The sequence below is a fragment of the Vibrio sp. A2-1 genome (assembly GCF_021728355.1).
Taxonomy (GTDB): Bacteria; Pseudomonadota; Gammaproteobacteria; order Enterobacterales; family Vibrionaceae; genus Vibrio; species Vibrio splendidus_K.
In genome coordinates this window covers 523847-548773 of record NZ_JAKKCO010000003.1, presented here as the reverse complement: position 1 = coordinate 548773, position 24927 = coordinate 523847, and the positions used below count along the sequence as shown (strand labels likewise).

Here is a 24927-nt window from a genome sequence, read left to right as displayed (position 1 = left end):
GACTTAGAAGCCACTAGTATTGATCACGTCGCTTAGCTTTGCATTAAAATCATGTTTGCTCAAGTTGCTTAATTTATAAAGCACCTCTGCACCTGTCACGTTAAGTTCAACTTCGTGATCATCGATGTTCTCATCCTTATTTCTGAACATCAGCAGGTGATTAGCGATTCGTGCAATATCCAAGTAAGACACTTCGCGTTCTTCGTGGCTATTAATGGTATTACTGCACACATCAATAAAGTCGCTGTCGAAGCCCCAACGATTAAGCACCAGTTTACTGGTTGCAGAACATTGGCCTTGGAATATTTGTAGGGCGATATCGTGGTCTAGGTAATTGCCATTTTCGAGGTAGAGGTGGTATTCGCTAACCAAACAGAACAAACCAATGTCAGCCAGTAATCCGACAAGCAGTGATTTCTCATGTTCAAGGTAGCGGTATTCAATAGGGGAGAGTTCTTTGAAGCCGTTGGTCACCAGTACCATAGTGGCGCCGAGTTCTTTGGAGACAGAAGCGCTCTGAACCAGTAACTCATTACACTCTTTGCTCAGGTTGACTGAATGCTTGAGTTGTTCAATAGCCTGAGCCGTAACGATGTCACGCACTCTTAATATGCCAAGGCGTGACACAGCCGTCATCATATCGACGCAAGTAATGTTGCGTCTGTTGAATACGACAGAGTTAGCCACTCGAATGACGACAGCAGTGAGGCCTGGGTCTTCAAGTAAGCATTCGGCAACTTCGGCAATCCCGGTTGATTCGAGAGTGCAAAGCTTTTGAATTTTCAGTACAACGTTAGGGATCGGAGGAAGTGTTATTTTTCCCGCTGAAATAGAATGGCCAACAAGTTGGGCAAACTCTGATTCTAGACCCTTTAAGAGAAGAGCCTTATTTTGTGGTAGCCAGAAAAACGATAAATGATTCATAAAAAAAGTAACAACATGTATGTTCTGCCATTTTACAAGCCGCGATGCTGTGAAGCAATACTCATCCGACGACATAACCTTGAATAATTTGAACGGGTGTATCACTGGGTGTCGAAATTTAAGCATGGTTTGATAGTTTACTGTGATGTCAATCATGAAAAATCATAATACTCAATTGATTGATGTGAACTAAGCCCAGACTTATTTTTCTTTTCGAAGTATCATTTATTTAAAGGTGGAAAACGAAATCATAATATTCACCTAAAGAATAAAAAAATAGATTAAAAATTTTTCGCATAAAAAGCTGCTTGTCTGGTAATGAACCTAATCGGGGTAATTTGATTAAGGATCAACGGATATGACCGAGACAGCATTTATTAATTACGTGAATCAATTTGGTGAGCATCAAAAACGTTCTATGTTTGGAGGTATCGGCCTCTTTCAAAATGACGCTATGTTCGCTTTATTGAGTGAAGGTTGTTTATTCATCAGAGGTGGAAAGTCATTAGATAAAAAACTGACGGATCTTGACTGTGAAAAGTATCGTCATGTAAAAAAACAGACAACAGCTACCGTAAATTATTACGATATTACTGATCTGTTTACATGCGAACATCCTGAATTGGATAGTATTATTCGTACTTCAATCGATAATTCAATTCAGCAACGTAGCTTTAAGAAATCATCCGCTAGCCGTCGATTGAGAGATCTACCAAACATGCAACTTACGTTAGAGCGCATGGTTAAAAAGGCGGGTGTGGACGATGTTTCAATGTTTATGCAGTTGGGCGCGCCTGAAGTGTTTAATAAGGTTCGCAAAGCGTACGGAAACGATGTTGACCTAAAACTACTTTGGAAATTTGCGGGTGCAATTGATGGTATTCACTGGAAACTATTACAAGAGCCACGCAAGCAGCAATTATTAAAGGGCTGCCACTAAAGAAGTTTGCCTTATATGCTTAAGATTATTACTAATAAATAAAAACCGAGGAATGTCCTCGGTTTTTTTGTTTCTGTCTAGCCGGATTTCTTAAAAGACTAAGTATCAAAAGGCTAAGTGCTCATGGAGAGCTTATTTGCTAGGGCTTGAGCGTTAAGTATTAGTACTTGAAACGAGCCGTGAACATTAGCTGGTCACCGTAGAAGTCGTTAATACGAGCTTCAGCACCTAAAGAGAAAAGCTCTGTAGAGTGGAAACGCGCGTAAACAGAACCCGTCCAATCATCGTTGTCATCGATAGAAACGTAACCACCTTTACCACCAACTTCTAGTTGTGGACCAAGCCATTGGCGAACACCAACGTTGATTTCCATACCGATATCAGTAGAGCTTGAGTTTTCAGGCTGAACGATACGAGCTAGCATTTCACCTGTTAGGTCTGCCCAGTTGTTTAATGGAGCGTGGAAACCAAGACCTACAGCTGAGTCGTAATCGCCTTCAAATTCTGAATCGATACGTGCTATAGCGTGAGCATTCGGGTGAATTGACTTACTGAACGCGCCACCAAATGTTACTGGGCTAGCACCGATACGTGCTTCAAAGTAATCGTAGTTAAAGTTGCTCATTACTTGTGGTTGTTCATCAACAGCTAGTGCTTGGCTAGAAGCCAATAGCATAGCGGTAGTAAGTAGAATTTTGCGCATAACGACCGTAAACCTTTATTTAGTGTTAATTCCTTTGGCTTGAGAAAAATCAGGCAAACCATAAACATTGAGACAGTTTAATCTAACTCGTGGAAAAGTAATCCATAAAAATGCCAATCCTTTGCCATTTAGCTAAAAAATATACAATTTAGGCGCTGCTCTGCAACTGAGATCTCATGTTTATGGGACTACTCACCAAAATTTAAGGTCGATTCACCAAAACTTAAGGTCGATTCACAATGCATTAGCTTATTCACCAAAGCTTGTTCGCTTGTTTGCCATTGACGTGAGGATGCGCTCGGTATCTAAAATGGAAGTCCAGTTTAGCAATTGCTTGTCGTTTACAATGACATAGTCGGTCAGTTGTTGAGTAATCGTCTCTCTGAGCTGATCACCTTGCCAAGGCTTAGAAATATAGAAATCGAGCGCTGCGTTATTAATCGCGGTAACCGTATCTTCCAGGCCAGCTTGCCCTGTGAGCAGTAGTTTGCGTGTCGGCTTAGTGTAATCGTTCTGATTGAGTTCTATGAGAAAGTCGATACCGGTTTTGTCAGGCATGATGTGGTCGCACAAGATTAAGGCGAGTTTAATGCCATCTTGTCCCATTTCTTTGATTACCTGCTTGGCTTCATCGACCGATTCGGCCCCTTCAACAATAAAGTTTTCTTCAAATGGTGCTAAGTCTTGAAGGACACTGTTGAGGACTTCAGGCTCATCATCGACACATAAAATTAGGTACTTATTCATGAGGTGCTCCTTCTTGTTTGAATGGAAGCCACACTTGCATATGTGTATGGCTACCTACCTCAGACTCCACCAAAATAAACCCTTGATGAGCCGAAACGATTTGTTGAGAAATAGATAAACCAATTCCTAAACCAAAGTTCCCTTCTTTTTTGGTCGTGAAATTTGGGTTGAAAATGGTGCTGATGTCTTCTTTCGCAATGCCATGGCCGGTGTCGGTGATTTCCACTACAAGAAATGTGTCGTCACCTTGCGTCTGTTGAGAGGTAGTGATTGACACTTTTCCTCGTTCAGAAAGGGCATCGAGTGCGTTAGAGATCAGGTTTGTCCATACTTGTTGTAGCGAGAGCGACTGGCACAATAAAGGCGGTAATTCGGTGTCGTAATGTTTTTCGAGTTGGTGATGTTTGAGTCTGTTTTCAAAGATCACTAAGGTATCTTCAAGCCCTTCGTGAATGTCTGCGTAGTGGCGAACCTCTTCATCTTCTCGGGCATAGCTTTTTAGGCTTTTAACCATATCGGCAATACGCTTGCTGCATACCTGAATTGAGCGGATAGAGTTTCCCACATAGTGGTAATGCTCTAAGTCATTGAGCAGCTCTTTGCCTGCGACAGGGGAGTCTTTCAAGGTGTCTATAACCGCAGAGTCTTGGCTTAGGTTTAGTCTCACGGCTTTTTTGGCTAGCGCACGATCATCGATAGTAGAGGTGAGGTGCTTTACGAGTTGTCTCTCTTGAGCCGTTGATAGTGGCTTGGCTAATTTTGAATGCGCCAGCACGTCAGTCCCTTTATTCGATTCTGGGAGTGACGAGTTTACGAGTATCTGGTCGAGATGTTCAGACAAGGTTTCAATACTTCGTAAAATCGCAGCAATAGGGTTGTTCAACTCATGAGCAACCCCCGCGACAAGTTGCCCGAGCATCGCCATCTTCTCTTTCTCGATCAATTGTTGATGTGCAGACTCTAGTGACTCCAACGTTTGTTGCAGCTTGATTTTGTTGGTGATACTTCTTTGCAAGCGGCGGTTAAAGTGACGGAGCAATAGGTTGGTGAATAACGGCAGCAGGGTGTTGTTTGAGTGCATCACTTGAGCAAAGCTATCTTTATCCAGTTTGATGACTCGTGTTTGCGTTAGGGTTATCGCGGTTGAGAATGAAGGTTCACCCGTCACAAATGACATCCCGCCGACAATGTTGCCCTTAGAGTGTCGTACCACTTCCCGTTGTTGCCCCAACTCATCTTTTTTATAGAGAGCGGCTTCACCTTCAATGATCAGCCATAAAAAGCGATTGTCTTCACCTTCTACAGTGAGGAGATGTTCGGGTGAGTAGTCTCGAATGGCCTTGGTTTTGTCATCTTTTGAAAACACATCTTGTAATGCACTGACGACACGCTCTGCAAGGGCATTGTCAGAAAGCTGGTGGTAGTCGTGAATGAAACCCGATTGAAAAGAATGAATCTTTTGCTCGATGTGCGCTCTGAATAAGCGCTGTTGATCCAACGCATCACTGTAAGATAACAGGTTTTCTGAGTCGTATTGGATAACAAAAGAGGTCAGCTCTTTTTGCGCCGATTTGAATAGAACTTGATCTTGAACGGGTTTGGTTAGGCAGTGATTGAGCCGGCCTTCATTCACCGCGGTCAGAATGGATTGAATGTCTGACGAAGCGCTGACTAATATCGTTCTTGCGGTATTACTATGGGCCAGCTGTTCCAGTTCAATAAGAAATTGCACACCATTAAATCCAGAATGATGATGAGTGATCACTAAAGCAACGGTTTGGTGGTGATCATTGATATCTTCTAATGCGTGATGCGCGTCTTCTATGTTCTCGGCAGTATAAATATCGAATACAGAAGCTAACGGAGCCAGCTCCGAACGTATTCTTTCAATGCTAACCGGATTATTGTCCAAACAGATAACAGCGTATTGATTCACAGCTCAACCTTAATAGTAGCGACGTCTCTAGCCTAGCAAGAACCACTGAATAAGGATGAGAGCTAGCCGTTAATTTATTGAGGCAATCGAAGTATCGAGCAATAGACTGATTTAACTCAATGTTTCTTGTTTGCTACTGATGGGTTAGACTAAAAAAAACAGACTAGTGTAGAAAGAGAACTCATGGAACAGTTAAGAAAAATTGGTGCAATTGGCGGAGCAATCTCATTGGCACTTTGTTGGCCATTAGCGGTTGGGCAAATTGGACAAAATGCGATTACTGATGGCGTTGCAAAGCTTAACAATTCAAGCATTCAAGCTGAGATCGTGGAATACGATAGAGGTTACCTTTCTTCTACTGTAACCACTCGCGTAACTGTGACGGATGAGAGCTTGAAAGAGCAGCTTGCGCTCGATGGCTTACCAAGTGAGTTTGTCATTAATAGTGCGGTGAACCATGGCTTAGTGAGCTTAAACGCGCTATCGACGTTTGAGAATACTGACATTCTGCCTCTTACTCTGACTACCAGCACTGAACTAAACGGCAACACGGATTTCAACTTCGAGTTAAGCCAGTTCAATCACCAAGGCTCAGAAGAAAATGGTACCTCGGTATCTATCACGAAGTCGAATCTGTCTGGCCATGCCACTGTATTAGGGCAGGTTGATTACCAGCTTTCTATCCCATCTGTTCAAATTGATTTTGAAACGGGTGAAGAGGTGACACTCTCAAACCTAAAAGGTATTGGTTCAGGCCAGCAAGCAAAAGGTTACTGGTTAGGCACGCAGAATTTTACTATTGATAGCTTCTTGATTTCAGATTCTGCAAGGCAGCCATTCATGACCATCGAAAACTCTAAGTACGATTTTGAATCGCATCTAGATGAAGCGACTAAGCGCTTGAGCAGCAGTCTTAAGTTGGATGTCGCCAATATTGAGACCAACGAAGGCCAGTTGAACAATCTAAACGTCGATTTTGAAATGTCGAAACTGGACAGCCAGTCGTTTGAGAAAATCTTTGAAATTTACCAGGCGAACCCTGTTCTGACACAAGAAGATGTGGCTGAGATCATTCCGTTCATCGACGTACTGTTTGCTAAAGGCTTCGACCTTTCAATGAACAATATGTCGTTAGAATTAGGTAAAGGTCAGTTTGAATCTAAATGGTTGGTGAGCGTACCGGAAGGCACAGAAAACATCAGCAGTAACCCTTCAATGATTGTTCCTGCATTAACAGGTAATGTTCAATCTAGCTTCTCAAATGAGCTTGTTGAAGAATACCCTTTTATCCGTGAAGGTATCGACGAATTGATCGTGATGGAAATGATCAAGCAAACAGAAAGTGGTTATGAAATCACGGCTGACCTAGAGAATGGAAATCTAGTGTTTGAAAATGGACAAGAAATTCCATTAATTGCACTGCTTATGCCGGCTTTTGTTCAATAAAAAGAGTCGGGCTTAATACTGATAGGGCGATCTAACGGGTTAAGTTAAACATTTTGTACGGTACGAAACAAAAGAGGTCTTAAGACCTCTTTTGTTGTTTTTATGTTGGGTAAAACATGGTATTACTTTCATAGTTATTATTTAGCAGGAGCAATTATCCCCATGGAACTTACATTAGATAACGTATTCAACTTTAGTGCTGGCCCAGCGGCACTGCCTAAACCGGTAATGAAACAAGCGCAAGCAGACTTCATTGATTGGAATGGTTTAGGCACTTCCGTTATGGAAATCAGCCATCGCAGCAAAGAGTTTATTCAAGTTGCCGATGAGTCTGAGCAAGACCTACGTGATCTTCTGAACATCCCAGACAACTATAAAGTTCTTTTCTGTCAGGGGGGAGCTCGTGCTCAATTCGCTGCTGTTCCTCTAAACCTTCTAGGTGACGCGACGAAAGCAACTTACATTGATGCGGGTTACTGGGCAGAAAGCGCAGTGACTGAAGCGAGCAAATATTGCGAAATCGATGTATTTAACGCGAAGACATCTCTTGATGGCAAAGCGGCGGTTGTTCCGGCTAAAGATTGGAAAATCGACCCAGAAGCGGCGTACGTACATTTCTGTCCAAACGAAACCATCGATGGCATTGAAATCAGTGAGCTTCCTCAAACGGATAAGCCAATCGTCGCGGATATGTCATCTAACATTCTGTCTCGTAAGATCGATGTGTCTCAGTACGGTGTTATCTACGCGGGTGCTCAAAAGAATATCGGCCCAGCGGGTATCTGCATTGCTATCGTACGTGATGATCTACTAGAACTAGCAAACGAAGTATTGCCGAGTATTCTGAACTACAAAGTACTTGCTGAAAAAGACTCAATGTTCAACACACCGCCAACGTACGCTTGGTACCTATCAGGCCTTGTATTCAAGTGGCTTAAAGCTCAAGGTGGCGTTGAAGCGATGGAGTTGGTGAACAAAGAGAAAGCGGCGTTGCTTTATAATGCGATTGATAGCTCTGCTTTCTACAAAAACGATGTTCACACCGCAAACCGTTCAAGAATGAACGTACCTTTCCAGTTGGCGAAACCCGAGCTAGACAGCAAGTTCTTAGAGCTGGCTGATACTGCAGGTCTGAAATCGTTAAAAGGTCACCGAGCGGTGGGTGGAATGAGAGCGTCACTTTACAATGCGATGTCTCTGGAAGGCGTTCAGGCACTAGTTAGCTTTATGAAAGACTTCGAAGAGAAATACGCTTAATAAGCGACCTAGATGTTTACCAGTGAAAAGAGGAGCTTAGTCTCCTCTTTTTGTTTCCTATAGAAGGTGAAAATATAGAGGCCTAATTACCTTCTTCGACCACTAAAGCGAAACTGCTGCGGGGTGACATTGAAGGAAGCCTTGAATGCTTTGATGTAGGACGAGTCGTTTTGATAACCGACTTGGTCGGCAATGCTTTGGATTGAGAGTTCTTCGTCCAACAAAGGCAGCGAATAAATCAGGCGGATTTGTTGTCGCCATAACTGAAATGACGTATTGAACTCTTTTGAGAATAAGCGCGATAAGGTTCGCTCTGATGCACCGACTTTCTCTCCCCATCTCTTTAGCGACAAATCCAACGTTGGCGTCTCTGTCAGCGCTTCAAATATAAGCTTCAAACGCCTGTCTTCGGGTAGCAACAATTGATAGGTCTGAACGTTGTCTTTCATGATCTGATCGTGCAATACCGAAAGCAATCGAGATACCTCTTCATTACTCACTAATCCTTCGCACTGTCTGCAAATTTCCTGCAAGAGCTCATTTAAAAACGGCGTCAGGGTAATGGTTCGTACTTGAGGCTCATACTTGATCCCAAAGGCAGGATTAAGGTAAATACCGACAAACGTCGTATGGCTCAATGCGATAGATTCATGTTGAATCCCTGCAGGCACAAACAAAGCAGAAGTATGGGGCACAAGATGCTGGTAGTGATCGGTTTTCGTTTGCAATAGGCCTTTGAGCGGGAAGATCACTTGATGCCACGTATGTTGGTGCATTACATCGACGTAGCCCTTGGGCATATCGATGGTCTTCACTAACGCTGGTGAATTAGGATTAGCGACCATCATCTCATTTGAGTTGATGATTCCGGAGTGAGAATCTATTTGGCGGGTTAGCATGGTTAAGTGTCTTTATGTCCCTATTGTGACATTGGTTTGTTAGATTATCATGCTTGGCGTAGTGAATGAAATCGAGTTATCGTGTCGTTTGTCTCACGCAGTTCAGAAAATAAGTTTAGGTAAAAGGAAAAGATATGAAGAAGTTAGGCTTAGTTAATAGCGTATTGGTAGGCAAAACCGTTGCCTTTGCACACGGTGCAAATAGTGCCATCAACAAGCAGGTTTCACCTGAGCGTCAGCATGCCACAGAACTTGGTTTTACCAATGATGAACAAGGCGACCCTCGCTTTCACGGTGGTATTCAAAAAGCCCTTCATATCTACCCAAGCGAGCACTACCCAGTTTGGCAGGAAGAGTTAGGTGACAAAATCATCTTTCAATCTGCAGGCGCATTTGGCGAGAACCTAAGCTCAAGCGGCGTCACGGAGCATTCCATTTGCTTGAAAGATAAGATTCGTATTGGTTCAACATTGTTGGAAGTCTCGCAAGGGCGTATGCCGTGCTGGAAGCTGAACGTGAGATTCGATCAAAATGATATGGCAAGAAGGCTGCAAGATACGCTAAGAACTGGCTGGTATTTCCGTGTATTGGAAGAGGGTGATATCGGCGCTGGAGATGAGATCATTCTATGTGAAAGACCTTATCCAGAATGGCCGTTAACTCGCATCATGGGGGCGGTGTTTACAGGTTGTTTGGATAAACAAGAGCTCAAAGAATTGGCGGAGCTACCTTTAGTCGAATCTTGGGGAGCACTTATAGATCGTCGCCTTGAAACTGGCAAAGTCGAAGATTGGGAAATGCGATTAGTTGGTCCGACAGCGAAGTAAGCTTTTCCTAATACGCAAAAACAAAACGCTCACTATTTAGATAATGTGAGCGTTATGAGTATTAAGGTGTAAAACGGCTAATGGCTAGTCGCTTCACGTACGATTTAAACAGTATTTAAATCTAGCTATAACCAGAAATCTTTAACCGGCATGTCAGGGCTAAAATGATGCGCAATCTGCGCTTGTAGTAACTCTGCGGTTGCAATTGCATCCGTTAATGCATGATGCGGCGTGTAGTCCGGCAAGTGGTATCGACGGCGACTCTGACCAAGCCTTACTGATGCTGGTTTCTTTCCTTTGAGCTTATTCCATAAGCCGCCAGCCAGTTTGTTCTGGATTTGAGATTCAATCTCGAGTGTGTCGAGGACTGGAAATTCGATCCCTTCACCTAATCTCACTTTCAGTGCGTTATCCAAGAAATCACGTTCGATACGACGGTAATGAACCACTGGGATGTGACCCGCCAGTGATTCTAATATCTCATCTAACACCTCGCTAAGGTCTGGCGCGTCAATGATGTCGTTGTGAGTGATGCCATGAATAACCACAGAGTCTTCTTCTAATTTCTGCTTTGGTCTCAGTGTCCAGTGTTTGGCTTGTCGTAAGTAAATACGATTTAGCGTAAACGGGACAAGGCCAATGGTAATGATGCCATCTTTGTTTGGGTTTAAACCCGTAGTCTCAAAGTCGACAGCTAAGAAGGTTACTTCTGATAATGGCGTATCAGGTACAGGAAGAGGTTGGCTATAAAATTGCTTTAAACGCTCGTCTCTCGCTCGTTCCAGCTTTTGAGCAAACTTAAATGGCCAGTCGACCGCAGGTGATCTGAATAGTTTGTTCATAGGCCCTACTTAAACTTATTGCTGGCTTGATAACGGAACTTAAGGAAGTTCTGCGCATTACTTAATATTTGGAATGCGTCCTTTAGGTTGCGTCGCTCGAAGTCAGATAGGTTCTCTGGCTCAATGTTGTTATCCGGTTCTATGTTGTTGTCGACATCGTGTGCCTGGTGGCGAATACGAACTAAGGAGATAAACTCCATCGCATCTTTCAAATCTTGAGCTCGGCCTTTTGGCAGAATACCTGCGTCGATAATGTCATCCAAACGTTCGAATGAGTTCTTCGAACGAGAGGCTACCGCCAAAGAGTGAACTCGAATTAGATCGGCAAGTGGTGCGGTACCACGACGTTTAAGGTTGATCGAGTTGTTATGACGACCATCTTTTTCCATAACGAAATCTTTGAAGAACCCGAGTGGCGGTGTGCGGTTAAGCGCATTACGAGCAAGACATGCTAAGAAACGGTTGTTCTTACGTGCTCGGCGAACAATAAAACTGTTCAGTTGTTCCGCCCATTTCAAGCGGCCGTAGACACCGTCTAAATCAAAGAAGATAGAAGCGTTCAATAGCGCTTTCGGGTTTGGATCATCAATCCAATCGGCAAAGCACTCTTCCCATTGGCGACGAGTCATACGCCACGTTGGGTTGGTGGCCATGATGTCGCCAGTACAGTAAACGTAGCCACACTGGTCCAAACCATCACAAATGAAGGTTGATAACTCTTCAAAGTACTTACCGTGCTTTTTTTCGTCGTAGGTATCGTCGAGAATGATGGCATTATCTTGGTCTGTTACGAGCAATTGCTCATCGCGCCCCATTGAACCGAGCGCAAGGAAACAATAGGGAATGGGTGCTTTACCCAATTTTTCTTCACCAAGCTCGATAATACGCTGTTTAAAGCTACGGCCAATTACCGACATAGCTGTGCCAACCATGTGGGCGTTGGCATCTTCGTTTACTAGGCGAACGAAGCTGTCTTTTACTTGTTCAGAAAGTACTTTAAGATCTTCAATGCTTTGTTGCTGGAAGATGCTGCTTACCAATAACAGCGAGTTTTGAGACTCGTAGCGAACAATATCGGTCGCTTCGATAATACCGATAGGTTTCTTATCTTTAAGCACTGGCAAGTGGTGCACGTTGTAGCGAAGCATAGTCATCATTGCTTCATATACATAGGCATTGTGGTCGAGTGAGATAACCTCTGGTGTCATCACACTGGATACTTCATCCGACGGGTCAAGGCCTTCGGCTAGAACGCGAGTACATAAGTCTCGATCGGTAATGATGCCGATAACTGGTGTTGAATCGTCTTCATCATCTTCAACAATATCAGGGTCGATGATCAGTAGAGAAGAGACATTGTCTTCTGCCATCATGGTTGCAGCTTGTTGGATGGTGCGCGTTTTCTCGATCATCGGTGCTTCGCTGGTCAATAGCGTTTTGACCTTAGATGTCGATAAATCGTTGGCGTCGTTGCTGTCTGAGTTTGCTTGGCGAAGTCGCGCGTTATCTTCCACCTCGACAAAGTCGGCGAATGAATCATAGTTGTCGTAGAGCTCTTGGAAAATCGGCTCAGGGATGCAATAGAGAAGGGTATCTTCGGTCGCTTTAACTGGGAAGCGAACTTTGTTGTTGGTCAGCAGTCCCATTTGTCCAAACACATGCCCTTCATCAAGGCGATTATAGAGTTCGCCCTTACGACGATAGACTTCAACTTCACCACTTCGAACGATATAGAGGTCATGAATTTGATCACCAAAGTGAATGATAGGGGTATCTTGGCGGTAATAAGAAATTTCCACACTACTGGTCACTTTCACCAATATCTCTTCAGGAAGTTCAGAGAAAGGGGGGTATTGTGCCAGAAAGTTTTGAATCTCTAATAACTCAGCATCCATAATGATCATCCATTGGTTTGTATGATTTCATGGTACAACATTTGATAATAATTTTCCGGCACAAATCAATCTGTGAGCTAAAACCTTTTTAAAGTCTTATGGATAGACTAATCTTTCAGTTAATGGAGTGACAGTTGAAGGATGATAGGAATGTCGAAGTGGAAGCTTAGTTTGGTATCTGCAGTTTTTATTTTTTCTCCAAGTTCGTGGGCGGACACTAACGCGGTGGATATTCTTGATTATGACCATGTTTATGCCACCGCGCATTCGGGCAGTTTAAATGAAGATGCAGGTGGCAATAATAATGCCTCATCGTATGGATTAGGCGTCAGTTACGTGATGACGGATGATTGGTTGTTGTTGGGCGACTACAGTGCGCGCTTTATTCACCCGGATGACACGACAACTCGAATTGATACGCTTATGCCAGGTGTTGGTTACCGTTACAGCATTAAGAAAGATTTAGATATAGTGGCTTACTACCTGCTTGGTATCACTAAGGGGGAGGTGGAAGATAACGATACCAACCGAACTGAGTCTTCAGATACCGAGTTTATCCAAGGGATTAAAGCCGAACTTAACTATGGCTTCGCCAAACGCTGGATTGCGAACGGTAGTGTGCAAGTAAATCGCAGTGACCTGTTTGATGAAGAGATCTATCACCTAGGTTTACGCTATCTGGTGACCAACAAGTTTGCGATTGGTGGCTCTTATCAACACCGAGATGGCGAAGGTAAGATTCGTAGTGAGCGTACTAACGAGCTAGGTGTAGAGTTCTTCTTAGAGTACTAACCAGTAACGCAGAGACTAAGTGCCTTAATAGCTTTTATATATAGCTCTTATATACAAAGAGACAGACACAAAAAAGCCAGCTTAATCGCTGGCTTTTGCATATCTATAGGTCGACAGATACAGGTTTCGCTTTTCGATTAAAGAACCGCAGCAAGACCTTTACATAGAGGACCCATGTTTGACTTAGTCATGCCAGCAACACTGATACGGCCAGAACCAACAATGTAGATAGCGAATTCGTCTTTCAGGCGAGTTACTTGCTCTTTGCTTAGGCCAGAGAACGAGAACATGCCGTTTTGGCGCTCGATGAATGTAAAGTCTGCATCAACACCTTCAGATTTCAATGTTGTTACGAATAGCTCACGCATCTCTTGGATACGGTCACGCATTTCTGCCACTTCCGCTTCCCATTCAGCACGTAGATCAGCATCACCAAGGATGTGAGTTACTACAGCACTACCGTGCGCTGGTGGGTTAGAGTAGATAGAGCGGATGATGCTCTTAACTTGAGAGAACGCTGTCGTAGCTACGTCTGCAGATTCTGCAACTAGAGTGAATGCGCCCACACGCTCGTTGTACAAGCCGAAGTTCTTAGAGAATGAGCTAGCAACAAGGATCTCTTTGTTGTATTGAGCAAAAATACGTAGACCAGCTGCATCTTCTTCAACGCCTTTTGCAAAACCTTGGTAAGCAAAATCGAATAAAGGAAGCAGTTTCTTTTCAGCAACCAGTTTAGCCAGCACTTCCCACTCGTCAGTTGTTGGGTCGATACCTGTTGGGTTGTGACAGCAGCCGTGAAGAAGAACGATATCACCTTCAGAAGCTTTCTCTAGGTCAGCAACCATGCCTGCGAAGTCTTTGTCTTTTGTTTCAGCATTGTAGTAGCTGTATTGAGCTGTCTCGATACCCGCGGCAGCGAAAACGCCGTTGTGGTTTGCCCAAGTTGGGTTACTGATCCAGATTTTAGCATCGCCTAGTTGGCGCTTGATGAATTCGCCAGCAACGCGAAGTGCACCAGTACCACCAGGAGCTTGTGCAGTTTTCGCGCGTTGAGACGTTACGATCTCTGCGTCTGAACCGAAAAGAAGCTTCTGAACAGCTAGGCCGTATTCAGCTGTACCTTCAATTGTCAGATAAGATTTGGTTTTTTCGCTTGCAAGAAGTGCCGCTTCTGCTTTCTTTACTGTTTTAAGTACAGGCGTTTGGCCAGCTTCATTTTTGTAGATGCCAACACCAAGGTTAATTTTCTCTGCACGAGAGTCTTTTTTAAACTCTTCAGTAAGGCCGAGGATAGGATCGGCGGGAGCAGCTAACACTTTTTCAAACATAATCTTCATCCATGTCAATTGAGAGGGGATAGTATCTATGGGTAGTTATACCTGTATGGAATTTTTAAGACAATACGAAGTGAACAGAAAGGCCAAAAAAAATCCATTTCAATCAGATTTATTGACTAAAGAGGGTATTTGATAACAAAACACCCTACGGATTAACCTATAGGGTGCAAGAAGTTAGTGGTTTTAATATAGATTAGGCTGGTTGAGCAATAAAGCTTTCACGCTCGAGTTCACTTGGTACATTTTTGCCATCTTTGTAGGTCGCGGCAATCGAAACAAACTCTTGTTCGACAGCCAGAAAAGCTTGGACAACTTGCGGATCAAAATGCGTCCCATTGCCCTCTAAGATAATCTGCTTAGCTTGTTCATGAGTAAAGGCTGGCTTGTAGACTCGTTTTGATATTAACGCGTCATAAACATCGGCTAATGCCATTAAGCGACCGGATAATGGAATGTCCTCACCAGACAGCTGATTTGGATAACCGCTGCCATTCCATTTTTCATGGTGAGTCAGTGATATTTCTTTTGCGACTTTTAAGAAAGAGCAGCTTCCCAACTGCTTTTCTGCGATAGACAAGGCTTCAGCGCCAATTGCAGGGTGGCCCTTCATTATTTCAAATTCTTCGTCGGTTAATTTCCCCGGCTTTAGTAAAACATTGTCAGGGATACCCACCTTGCCGACGTCATGCAGGGGAGCCGACTTATAAAGCAACTCGATATAATTTGGTGTTAACAAAGTAGAGTGCGTTTCAGATTTGCTGAGTTCTTGTGCGAGTACCTTAACGTATTCTTGGGTTCTTAGAATATGGGCGCCAGTTTCATTGTCTCGAGATTCTGCGAGTGCAGACAGGCTTACAATTGCAACATCACGGGTAGTTTTGACTTCGTTTTGTGCGGTTTCGAGGCTATCAAGCATGGTGTTGGTCATTGACGCCATAGAACCCAGTTCGTTATAGCCAAAAATAGGCAAACGAACGCCGTGCTCGCCTTTAGTTACCTTGTTCAACGCGTGTTCTTGGCTCAAGAGAATGCGTTTAATCAACTTGCTCCACAATGTCATGATGGTTATTGCGTATCCACCAAGCACCAACGCAAGGTAGATGAACTCTTTAATCACGCTGACTTTACCTGTGCCGTCCAGTAAGCGACCTGGGTTATGTTCTAACCAAAAGATATCTTTAACGGCAACCATCGTCAGCATGGTGGTCAGCGTGATCAGAAGTACGATGACTAAACCGACCATTTGTTTAACTAATGAACTTCGTTCGCCAATCAGTTGGAAGTCAAACTGCCCAGAATGTTCCATTTTGTCCATTTGCGTAAGTTTCGCTTTCAACTGAAGAATGCTTCCAGTAAAGAAGCCAAATAACGTCATTCCAAAGAGCACTTTTAAATTGCTATCGATGGTGAAGTCATAACTTAAGTTGTAATAAAGCGCAAAAGGGACACTAGCAGCAAAAAACAACAAGGTGTCGAGCTGCGCAAACCGACCTTGTTTAACTAAAGCATGGCGGGCTAATAGATAATGGCGCACAAACCAGACTAAGGCAAAAACGACACTCACTTGAGTGAAAATTTCTAACGTCGTTAAGGTGTCGAGCATAGGGCATACCCGACTGCCATAGGTGCCAAAAAGCACACCAGCGATGGCATATAGCTGGGTTGTTAGCGATTGATTATAGTTTGATGTATCCATCGATAAGCCTTTGTTCAGTTTCGTTTCTGGTCTGTATAATTCTTACTAGATTCACGAGTTTTAAGTACGCATATTTTACTTTGCAAGACGCATTGCTTGCTTTGAAATATACATAACTTGAATGACTTGCGTAAATAGGACCAGAAATTCTATCGATAGCTTTCGCTGAATGATACAAGAAACTGGTTTGTGTTAGTGATTTGTTAGCTAGGTGGGGGTTATTGCAGCATTATTATGAAGATACTTGAATAGCCTCGTTGAGATTAGAGGCTATTCAGTCGGTATACTTGAGTGGAATCACGAGTGATTGAGTTCGCTATCTACTTTAAAACAATTACTTTTTCAGGTTGATTTCAGCTTCGATAGAACCTGTTTCAATCTCAGGGTGAGATGCTAGTTTGTCTGATGCCCATTGGTTTAGGTGTTTCAGAATAGCAGACACCGCGTGTTTCTCAGTTGGTGCTTGGTCTTGATCGACGTCGATCTTCTGCTTTGGATGTGAGCCTGTTGCATCTTCAGCGATATGTAGCCAATCTGGGTGCCAGTAATATGGCTGGCCACTCGGTGTTGTCCAACTATGAACACCGTTTGACTCTCCTTTATAACTTAACTGGTCTGCTTCTATTTTTTTCATTGTTATCTCGCATGTTTTTTGGGTTACATCAAATTATAGAGGCGTAGAGCGAACTTGGCTCCCGCCTTGGTTACAAACTTAGCAAAGCATACAAAGTTATCTGTGAACCAATTCACACTATTATAGAAATTAGGTCCAATCATATGGATAGCAGCAATAGTTGTTAACGTTAGTGATAAAATCTCCGGCTTATTAGAATTTATCTAGGTAGTACAATTAGATGGCGCGTTATGAAGAGCTTGCAAAGGATATTCGAACTCAGATCGCTAATAACACTTGGCGATCCGGAGAGAAGATCCCTTCGGTACGCATGAGTTGTCGAAATTACAACGTCAGTAATAGTACTGTCTTACAAGCCTACCAATTGTTAGAAAGCGAAGGGTGGATCATCGCTAAGCCTCAGTCGGGCTACTTTGTTGCACCACGTGTGGACGGCGTTGATTATGAACTGCCGTTAGTACACCAAAAGAAAGCCATTAATGATCGCTTATTCGACTTTTTGAAGTCGAGTTCCGCAGAAGGTGTGATTCCTTTTGGCTCAGCATTCCCAGACCCTGATCTGTTTCCTTTACCTACCTTGACCCGAAATCTCGCGAGTGCTGGCAGAAAAATGACTGGCGCGAGTGTCATTAATAATCTGCCACCGGGCAGTGAGTCCTTAAGAAGACAAATCGCGCAGCGTTACCTGCAACAAGGCATTACGGTTAACCATCAAGATATCGTGATTACCTCTGGCGCAATGGAAGCGCTTAACTTAAGCCTGCAAACGGTTACTAAGTCGGGTGATAATGTTGTGATTGAATCTCCTGCTTTCTATGGTGCTTTACAGGCCGTAGAGAGGTTAGGACTCAATCCTATCGAAGTGGATGTTTGTCCAATCAATGGATTGAATATTGAGCAGTTTGAAAGCGCACTACAAAACCAAGATGTAAAAGCGTGTTGGTTGATGACGACGTTTCAAAACCCGACAGGGACAAGTTTGTCTGAAGAAGCGAAGCGCCGTGTGGTTGAGATTGCAGAACAACACGAAACCTACATTATTGAAGATGACGTATATGGTGACCTCTACTTCGAAGGGCATAAACCCAAGCCACTAAAAGCCTTCGATAAGACCGATTCTGTTCTGCTTTGTGGTTCGTACTCAAAAAGTCTGTGTCCGGGTTATCGGGTCGGCTGGGTTGTGAACACGCGTTTCAATGATGCCATTCAAAAGCTGCAACTTCTTTCTACACTGTCGAGTAGTGCGCCTGTTCAACTTGGCGTCGCACACTTCTTAACACATGAAAGCTACGACAATCACCTTCGTAAATTACGTAAAAATCTTCTAGTGAGAAAAGAGCGATTCATTGAGGTCATCAAGCAGTACTTCCCGCATTCCGTCGAGATTGAAGAACCGGCTGGTGGATACTTCATATGGATTCGTCTTTCCACCAAATTCGACAGTCAACAATTTTACCAACTAGCGATTGCTCAGGGGATCAGTGTCGCTTCAGGCGATCTGTTTAGTGAGCAGGGCAGAGTAGATAACGCGATCAGATTGAACTTCTCTTATGAACTCACAGAAGAGAAAGAACAAGCACTAATCTTGCTTGGCAAACTGGCACATCAACTTACGCATTCGTAAAACCTTAAGTCACTCATAAAACAGACCATGATTTCAACTGTACGGATTGTTTCTGGCACAACTGTACGCCTTGTACAACAAAGAGTTGTGATTCAATACAGTTAGACCAAATATTGGAGATACCGTTATGTTGAAAATGACTATGGGAAATGAAGTTAAGCTGATTATTGTCGCGATTGTGTGTGCACTTCTGCTTATTCTCGGCCACGTATTGCTGGCAAAAGCCTTCGCTGATATGGCTTGGGCTGAATATACAACAGCGGCTATCCCGTTCGTTATGATGGCAATCTGCGGTCTCGCGATAAAATACGCTATCGACCAAGATGTCGATTAAGCCGATTATTCAGTCGAATTATTTTAAGCCCTGCCAGAATTTGGCAGGGCTTTTTCGTTTTAAATGACCTGAACTTTTGAATAATTGCATTAAACCTGAGCTCTGAAGGCTATCTCATACTTTAATGCCACAGGCTTTGTAAGTCTGTGTAAGCGAGAAATGGTGATTATTTGGAATATGCATCACCTTTAGTCAAAAACTTGGCTTATTGGTTGTGCTAGGAAATAACCAGAGCCTACCTTTCGTCGTTATATATTCACGTCAATTATTGGTCGCTATGCGATAAAAGTGACCAGAGTAAAGGCTTACAGTACCTTACAGGTTTAAATTTCCCATTTATTACAATTGGTTATGACTAATTGAGATGCGGGATTATCAGATTGAAATATACAAAAACAAACCTGTGCATGTTGGCTTTGTTAGCCACCAATGCTTCAGCAAGCGAACTCCATGTTGATTTGAATCGACTAACCAATTTTTCGGAAGTTGGTACTAATAGATTGTCTATTACCAGTGAATTTATCGGCTATGAGCTTGATGAGGGAAAGTATCGTTACGCAAGAGATGTTGACTTAAACGGCTTAGATTGGGTTTTTCTTTATGGAGAGCATCAAAGAAAAGATAAACCCAATAGCGCCTTAATTGGTGATGTGAAGGTTATTGGTGATTTAAAACAAGTCGCTAATTCAGAGACTAAAAATGCAGTTGGCAATCGTTACTACTGGCAAGACGGCGACTCTACGGATTATAACCAAGAGCTGGCTTTTTCAGGTTTGCTTGTTGGTTCTAGTGGTTTTTCTTTTGACGTTCAGCCGAGTAAAGAAGGGCGATTTTCTGTAGAGCTTTATACACATAATTGGCTGTCTTCTGCTGATGTGACGGCATGTATTAACAAGCAATGCATCACAATTAAAAATGACATTTCATTTCACATGACCAGTGTCAAAAATACGATTGTTTTCGAATCTCAATCGCCAGATGACATCGTAGAAATCTCATATTCACGCCAATATAGGCAGTTTGATTTTGAATCGAGACAAGGCTATCACGCTATTGAGGCTATCCAGTTGAGAGAGGTTGAGTAACATGAAAAGAATCATTCTAGCATCAGCAATTGTAGCGACTTTTTCTGCTCACTCTGGTCTCGGGAAAATGGATCGTTCGGTCACTCAACACAAAACGTTCGCTCTACAAACTCAGTTCGATTTTGCATGTCATATGAATGCAGGCTCGGCAACGTTGATTGACCCTTACTGGGTGATAACGGCAAATCACGTATCAGGCTCTAAAAGTGAAGGGTATGAAAATGCAGTAACTTGTTCTTCTTATGAAAAAGATGAGAACGGTAAGTACAACGTTATTCATACATCACGTGCGACTACTGACCCTGATGGTGAGTGGGGGGAGTATGAATTTACCGATGGCATTTATGATTTCGCTCTGGTGCGCTTAGACACGCCAATAACCGGTATTAAACCTGCGAAGTTACCAGAGAAAGGGATGTTCGATCATTCAGAGGTTTATGAAGTAAATAGCGTTGGCTTTGGCAACTACAACGGCCGTAATGGCGGAAAGAAATTTGTTAAGTACAATGACACAGATAAGAAATGGTTAGCTGAATATAAATATAACCCGGTGATCATGCCTCAAAGTGATTTGCAGTGGCTGATCATCCATGGCGACTCAGGTTCAGGCATTACGATTGAACGAGACGACGAGTTTTACATTATTGGAGAAATTGGCCTTCAATATTATGGCGAGCTTGGTTGGCAAGATACCTTTGATGATGTTTTGGGGAGATTAGATTCCTTAAACAAGGATATGAGAACGCATGGGTTTAGTTACTCGAAGCCAGTAAATCTTGGTGACGTAAGATGGACGCCAACGACCCAGAACAGTATCGAAGATCTTCATGCCTTTTACAGCTACTGGAAAGCTGGAAGTATGGACTTTAATGGTACTTATTGGACGAAGGATGGCGGTATTTACAACACCGCTTATGCGCAAGAAGGTGAAACGTACACTTTTGAAACTGTCATTCCTGCAAACCCAAAAGCGCCCGCTTTTGATGTGTTTGTAAATGGTCGTCAGGTTGCTCATAACATTAGGGCGGATAAGGATAGTTTATTCTTTAAAGTGAATGCTTTTGAGCAAAAGGGTGATCAGATGGTGATTGAATTTAAGCCGCTAGAACAGACGGGCGAGAAGATACTTTTAGATCACTTTTTGGTTCGTACTGTCGAGTAGATTGAGCTGTGAAGCTTTTATCAGTAGGCGCTTATCAATGGCGCTTATGAACATGCCCTTATAAATGAGCGCGTATAAAAAAACCTCCGTATATACGGAGGTTTTTATCTATTTAATTATCTATCTATACTGACTTTTCTGAAAGAAGAAAGCTGAGATTAGAAGTTAGCAGAGCGTGGCGTACGTGGGAATGGAATCACGTCACGAACGTTGCCCATACCTGTTACGTAAGATACTAGACGCTCGAAGCCAAGACCGAAGCCTGCGTGTGGCACGGTGCCGTATTTACGTAGGTCGCGGTACCAGCTCATGTGTTCTGGGTCGATACCCATGCCAATCATACGCTCGTCAAGAACGTCTAGACGCTCTTCACGTTGTGCACCACCGATGATTTCACCGATGCCTGGTGCAAGTACGTCCATTGCTGCAACTGTTTTGCCGTCGTCGTTTAAGCGCATGTAGAAAGCTTTGATGTCTTTCGGGTAGTTCTTAACGATAACCGGCGCTTTGAAGTGTTCTTCAGCTAGGTAACGCTCATGCTCAGAAGACATGTCGATGCCCCACTCAACGTCAAATTCAAACTTCTTACCAGAATCTAGTAGGATTTGGATTGCGTCAGTGTAGTCGACTTGTGCGAAATCAGCGTCTACAAATTGCTCTAGACGAGTGATTGCTTCTTTGTCGATGCGAGAAGCGAAGAACTCAAGGTCGTCGCGGCGCTCTTCAAGAACAGCAGCAAAAACGTACTTAAGCATGTCTTCAGCCAGTTTCGCTACATCGTCAAGGTCTGCAAACGCAACTTCAGGCTCAACCATCCAGAACTCAGCTAGGTGGCGGCTTGTGTTTGAGTTTTCAGCACGGAACGTAGGACCGAACGTGTAAACCTTGCTTAGTGCACAAGCGTAAGCTTCAGCATTAAGTTGGCCAGATACAGTTAGGAAAGTCTCTTTACCGAAGAAATCTTCGTTGAAATCAACTTTGCCTTCGTCAGTGCGAGGTAGGTTTTCCATGTCTAGCGTAGATACGCGGAACATTTCACCAGCACCTTCTGCATCAGATGCAGTGATAAGCGGAGCTGAAGTCCAGAAAAAACCTTGCTCGTGGTAGAAACGGTGAATCGCTTGCGATAAACAGTTACGTACACGTGCTACTGCGCCGATCACGTTTGTACGTGGGCGTAGGTGAGCAACTTCACGAAGGTATTCGATAGAGTGACGTGTCTTAGCCATTGGATAAGTGTCAGCGTCTTCAACCCAGCCTACAACTTTAACGTCAGTTGCTGCTAGTTCGAAGTCTTGACCTTTCGCAGGAGACTCAACAATCTTACCCGTTACTTCAACAGAGCAGCCAGTTGTTAGCTTTAATACTTCGTCTTCGTAATTATTAAGATTATTAGGAACCACGGCCTGAATCGGGTCGAAACAAGAGCCGTCATAAATGGCAAGGAAAGAGATTCCAGCTTTGGAATCACGACGTGAACGGATCCAGCCGCGAACAGTTACTTCACTGTCTACCGCTAGCTTGCCGCCAAGTACGTCTGTTACAGGCGCGTAAGTCATGTTGATTTCATTCTCCATTGAGGGACAAATTCAACTCAAAGGTACTGGCATTAATACAAACAAATAGACATTTGCATAATAATTAGCCGAAACATTGAGTTGTATAAACTTTTTAAATCGATTGAACATATTACCTGTCATACAGACAGCTTCAACCTTTATTCTTGCTCGACGAAAGAAATATTGTGTCTACAGACAAGAAAAACCACTAAGGGTTGTTTTTTTGTTCGATTTCATGCGGTTTAATTGCCGTTAGACGTTTATAAACGTCATGCCGAAGTTAGGTTATTAAACTAGGTTAGTAACGGTTTTAGTGAATAGCAGTAACGGTTTTAATGAATAGCAGTAACCGTTGACGAGGTGGTATAGGTTTGGAATCTTTGTTTGCAATAATGAATGTGTGATTGCATCAAGACTCACTTTATATTGGCGCGGCTCAAGCTAGCTCAATGCTTACGATCCAATTTAATACTTACGATCTAGTCTAATGCTTACTCGCTAGCTTAATTTGTACTGTTTACCTTAGTACCTATTATCAATCGGCTTGAGCTTACTTATTCAATAGCAAATCAATCACAAACCAGAGGAGTTTAATATTCACGTGTTAATTACGCCGCCTTAGCCCCTGCATTCTCTCTACACCCGCACTTTTCGAGCGCTCGCTCATTCAAGAAAAACAGTCGATCAAATTATGTCTGAACAAGGCAGGACTGGCTGTACAAGTAAAAGAGAATTACATGCTTAATTATTTAAAAAAACACTGGTTATCAAACGTTAAAGGAGATTCATTATCTGGGATTGTGGTTGCACTCGCATTAATCCCTGAAGCTATCGCATTTTCAATTATCGCAGGCGTCGACCCTAAAGTAGGGCTTTATGCTTCTTTCTGTATCTGTGTTGTAACCGCTTTGGTTGGCAGTCGTCCGGGGATGATCTCTGGGGCAACGGGCGCAATGGCGCTGTTGATGGTCACCTTAGTGAGAGAGCACGGGTTAGAGTATCTGCTCGCCGCTTCATTTCTTGCAGGCGTGATTCAAATTGCCGCGGGTTATCTCAAGCTGGGTAACTTAATGAACTTTGTTTCAAAATCAGTCATAACGGGTTTTGTTAATGCACTCGCGATTCTTATCTTCATGGCGCAACTCCCCGAACTCATCAATGTGCCATCAAGCGTTTACCTGTTAGTCGCTCTTGGTTTAGCGATCATTTATCTGCTTCCTTATTTCCCTAAATTAGGCAGTGCGATACCGTCTCCATTGATTGCCATTGTAGTACTTACCATCGTCAGTCTGCTCTTTGGTTTGGATGTCAGAACAATTGGCGATATGGGTAAGCTTCCCGATTCACTCCCGGTATTTTTGATTCCTAATATTCCATTCACGTTTGATACGTTGGCGACCATACTTCCTTATTCTATTGCTCTGTCCCTCGTAGGCTTATTAGAGTCCTTAATGACAGCGACGATCGTCGATGATCTGACTGATACAGAAAGTAATAAAAACAATGAATGCAAAGGGCAGGGCGTAGCGAACATCGTGGCCTCTTTATTTGGTGGCATGGCGGGATGTGCGATGATCGGCCAGTCGATAATCAATATCAAATCTGGCGGTTTGACGAGGTTATCAAGCTTAATTGCAGGTGTTGTCTTGTTGTTGATGGTGGTGTTTGTTTCTGATTGGTTGAAGCTGATACCGATGGCCGCTTTAGTGTCTGTGATGATCATGGTTTCAATCGGCACGTTTTCATGGCGTTCTGTTGTTGAGCTTAAAGACCACACACTCCCAACTAACGTAACCATGCTAGCAACCGTGGCGGTGGTGGTGTTTACTCACAATCTCGCAATAGGTGTTGCGGTTGGCGTGGTGCTATCGGCTCTATTTTATGCACATGCTAGCAAGTCGATGGTATTTATATCCGATGAAGTGGTGACTAACGAAATGCACACTACCCACCGAGTAAAAGGTCATGTCTTCTTTGCTTCTTCAGATGCGTTTGTCGATCTATTTGATTATGACAATGCCACGTCTTTAGTGACCATCGATATTTCGGATGCGTCTTTCCTAGATAACACGTCGGTTGAGGCGCTTGATAAGGTCGTATTTAAGTTCCGTAAAAAGGGCGCTTATGTAGAAGTCGCAGGAATGGATACCGTGAGTGCGAATCTGATATTCAAACACGCGATGTACCACAAGCATAAAGATTTAACTGCGGTTTCCATTACGCACTAATCGTGGTTTAAGGTACTTTGAAAGCCTGAAATAGGCATTGTTATGAAGATAAAGCGCTCA

At 43.3% G+C, this 24927-nt stretch carries 21 protein-coding genes; 10 read left to right on the top strand and 11 right to left on the bottom strand.

Annotation, left to right across the window (positions count from 1 at the left end):
* Positions 1-3 precede the first annotated feature (3 nt).
* On the bottom strand, positions 4-924 hold the full coding sequence (locus L3V33_RS13800; RefSeq protein ID WP_004734690.1) for an HDOD domain-containing protein: 921 nt from the start codon (positions 922-924) through the stop codon (positions 4-6).
* Positions 925-1282: 358 nt separating this feature from the next.
* On the opposite strand from L3V33_RS13800, the gene L3V33_RS13795 reads away from it, so the two are divergent.
* Positions 1283-1864: a TfoX/Sxy family DNA transformation protein gene (locus L3V33_RS13795; protein ID WP_004734691.1), complete on the top strand. Its 582-nt coding sequence runs from the start codon at positions 1283-1285 to the stop codon at positions 1862-1864.
* A 160-nt stretch (positions 1865-2024) separates the two neighbouring features.
* Here L3V33_RS13795 and L3V33_RS13790 read toward each other — a convergent pair whose 3' ends face one another.
* From L3V33_RS13790 to L3V33_RS13780, 3 genes are all read right to left on the bottom strand, one after another.
* Positions 2025-2567: a hypothetical protein gene (locus tag L3V33_RS13790; RefSeq protein ID WP_004734692.1), complete on the bottom strand. Its 543-nt coding sequence runs from the start codon at positions 2565-2567 to the stop codon at positions 2025-2027.
* 249 nt (positions 2568-2816) lie between these two features.
* Positions 2817-3314 carry a response regulator gene (locus tag L3V33_RS13785; RefSeq protein ID WP_237290636.1) on the bottom strand — a complete coding sequence of 166 codons (498 nt, stop codon included), beginning with the start codon at positions 3312-3314 and terminating at the stop codon, positions 2817-2819.
* Positions 3307-5250 (bottom strand): ATP-binding protein, encoded by a 1944-nt coding sequence (locus tag L3V33_RS13780; protein ID WP_237290635.1) that lies wholly within the window; start codon positions 5248-5250, stop codon positions 3307-3309. The genes L3V33_RS13785 and L3V33_RS13780 overlap by 8 nt, the downstream gene beginning before the upstream one ends.
* A gap of 183 nt (positions 5251-5433) precedes the next feature.
* Between L3V33_RS13780 and L3V33_RS13775 the strand changes: the two genes are divergently transcribed.
* Positions 5434-6696, top strand: a complete 1263-nt coding sequence (locus L3V33_RS13775) for a DUF945 family protein (protein WP_237290634.1) — start codon at positions 5434-5436, stop codon at positions 6694-6696.
* Between the two features lie 162 nt (positions 6697-6858).
* The gene (gene serC, locus L3V33_RS13770) at positions 6859-7953 is read left to right on the top strand and encodes a 3-phosphoserine/phosphohydroxythreonine transaminase (protein WP_171307729.1); all 1095 of its coding nucleotides are present in this window, start codon (positions 6859-6861) and stop codon (positions 7951-7953) included.
* 86 nt (positions 7954-8039) lie between these two features.
* On the opposite strand, the gene L3V33_RS13765 is transcribed toward serC, so the two are convergent.
* Positions 8040-8852, bottom strand: a complete 813-nt coding sequence (locus L3V33_RS13765; RefSeq protein WP_237290633.1) for a helix-turn-helix transcriptional regulator — start codon at positions 8850-8852, stop codon at positions 8040-8042.
* A 134-nt stretch (positions 8853-8986) separates the two neighbouring features.
* Between L3V33_RS13765 and L3V33_RS13760 the strand changes: the two genes are divergently transcribed.
* A complete protein-coding gene (locus tag L3V33_RS13760; protein ID WP_237290632.1) occupies positions 8987-9679 on the top strand; it encodes an MOSC domain-containing protein in 693 nt (230 codons plus the stop codon).
* A 125-nt stretch (positions 9680-9804) separates the two neighbouring features.
* Here L3V33_RS13760 and L3V33_RS13755 read toward each other — a convergent pair whose 3' ends face one another.
* Positions 9805-10521, bottom strand: coding sequence for a 3'-5' exonuclease (locus L3V33_RS13755; protein ID WP_237290631.1), 717 nt, complete (start codon positions 10519-10521; stop codon positions 9805-9807).
* A gap of 5 nt (positions 10522-10526) precedes the next feature.
* Entirely contained in the window at positions 10527-12416 is a 1890-nt protein-coding gene (locus L3V33_RS13750) for a DUF294 nucleotidyltransferase-like domain-containing protein (protein WP_004734701.1), read from the bottom strand.
* 150 nt (positions 12417-12566) lie between these two features.
* Here L3V33_RS13750 and L3V33_RS13745 point away from each other — a divergent pair, with 150 nt between their 5' ends.
* Positions 12567-13208, top strand: coding sequence for an outer membrane beta-barrel protein (locus tag L3V33_RS13745; RefSeq protein ID WP_171312056.1), 642 nt, complete (start codon positions 12567-12569; stop codon positions 13206-13208).
* 137 nt (positions 13209-13345) lie between these two features.
* Here the strand turns inward: L3V33_RS13745 and L3V33_RS13740 are convergent, their stop codons facing one another.
* The 3 genes from L3V33_RS13740 to L3V33_RS13730 form a co-directional block, all read right to left on the bottom strand.
* Complete coding sequence (locus L3V33_RS13740; protein WP_237290630.1) at positions 13346-14536, bottom strand: amino acid aminotransferase; 1191 nt, start codon at positions 14534-14536, stop codon at positions 13346-13348.
* 202 nt (positions 14537-14738) lie between these two features.
* Entirely contained in the window at positions 14739-16241 is a 1503-nt protein-coding gene (locus L3V33_RS13735; protein WP_237290629.1) for an HD domain-containing phosphohydrolase, read from the bottom strand.
* 334 nt (positions 16242-16575) lie between these two features.
* Positions 16576-16875 carry a hypothetical protein gene (locus tag L3V33_RS13730; protein ID WP_004734705.1) on the bottom strand — a complete coding sequence of 100 codons (300 nt, stop codon included), beginning with the start codon at positions 16873-16875 and terminating at the stop codon, positions 16576-16578.
* 220 nt (positions 16876-17095) lie between these two features.
* Here L3V33_RS13730 and L3V33_RS13725 point away from each other — a divergent pair, with 220 nt between their 5' ends.
* The 4 genes from L3V33_RS13725 (at position 17096) to L3V33_RS13710 (ending at position 21080) form a co-directional block, all read left to right on the top strand.
* Entirely contained in the window at positions 17096-18499 is a 1404-nt protein-coding gene (locus tag L3V33_RS13725; RefSeq protein ID WP_237290628.1) for a PLP-dependent aminotransferase family protein, read from the top strand.
* Between the two features lie 127 nt (positions 18500-18626).
* Entirely contained in the window at positions 18627-18833 is a 207-nt protein-coding gene (locus L3V33_RS13720) for a hypothetical protein (protein WP_004734707.1), read from the top strand.
* Between the two features lie 407 nt (positions 18834-19240).
* Complete coding sequence (locus L3V33_RS13715) at positions 19241-19918, top strand: hypothetical protein (protein WP_237290694.1); 678 nt, start codon at positions 19241-19243, stop codon at positions 19916-19918.
* Between the two features lies 1 nt (position 19919).
* Entirely contained in the window at positions 19920-21080 is a 1161-nt protein-coding gene (locus tag L3V33_RS13710; RefSeq protein WP_146458110.1) for a trypsin-like serine protease, read from the top strand.
* A 158-nt stretch (positions 21081-21238) separates the two neighbouring features.
* Here L3V33_RS13710 and asnS read toward each other — a convergent pair whose 3' ends face one another.
* Positions 21239-22639, bottom strand: a complete 1401-nt coding sequence (gene asnS, locus L3V33_RS13705; RefSeq protein ID WP_017074603.1) for an asparagine--tRNA ligase — start codon at positions 22637-22639, stop codon at positions 21239-21241.
* A 737-nt stretch (positions 22640-23376) separates the two neighbouring features.
* On the opposite strand from asnS, the gene L3V33_RS13700 reads away from it, so the two are divergent.
* The gene (locus L3V33_RS13700; protein ID WP_237290627.1) at positions 23377-24867 is read left to right on the top strand and encodes a SulP family inorganic anion transporter; all 1491 of its coding nucleotides are present in this window, start codon (positions 23377-23379) and stop codon (positions 24865-24867) included.
* Positions 24868-24927: the final 60 nt, after the last annotated feature.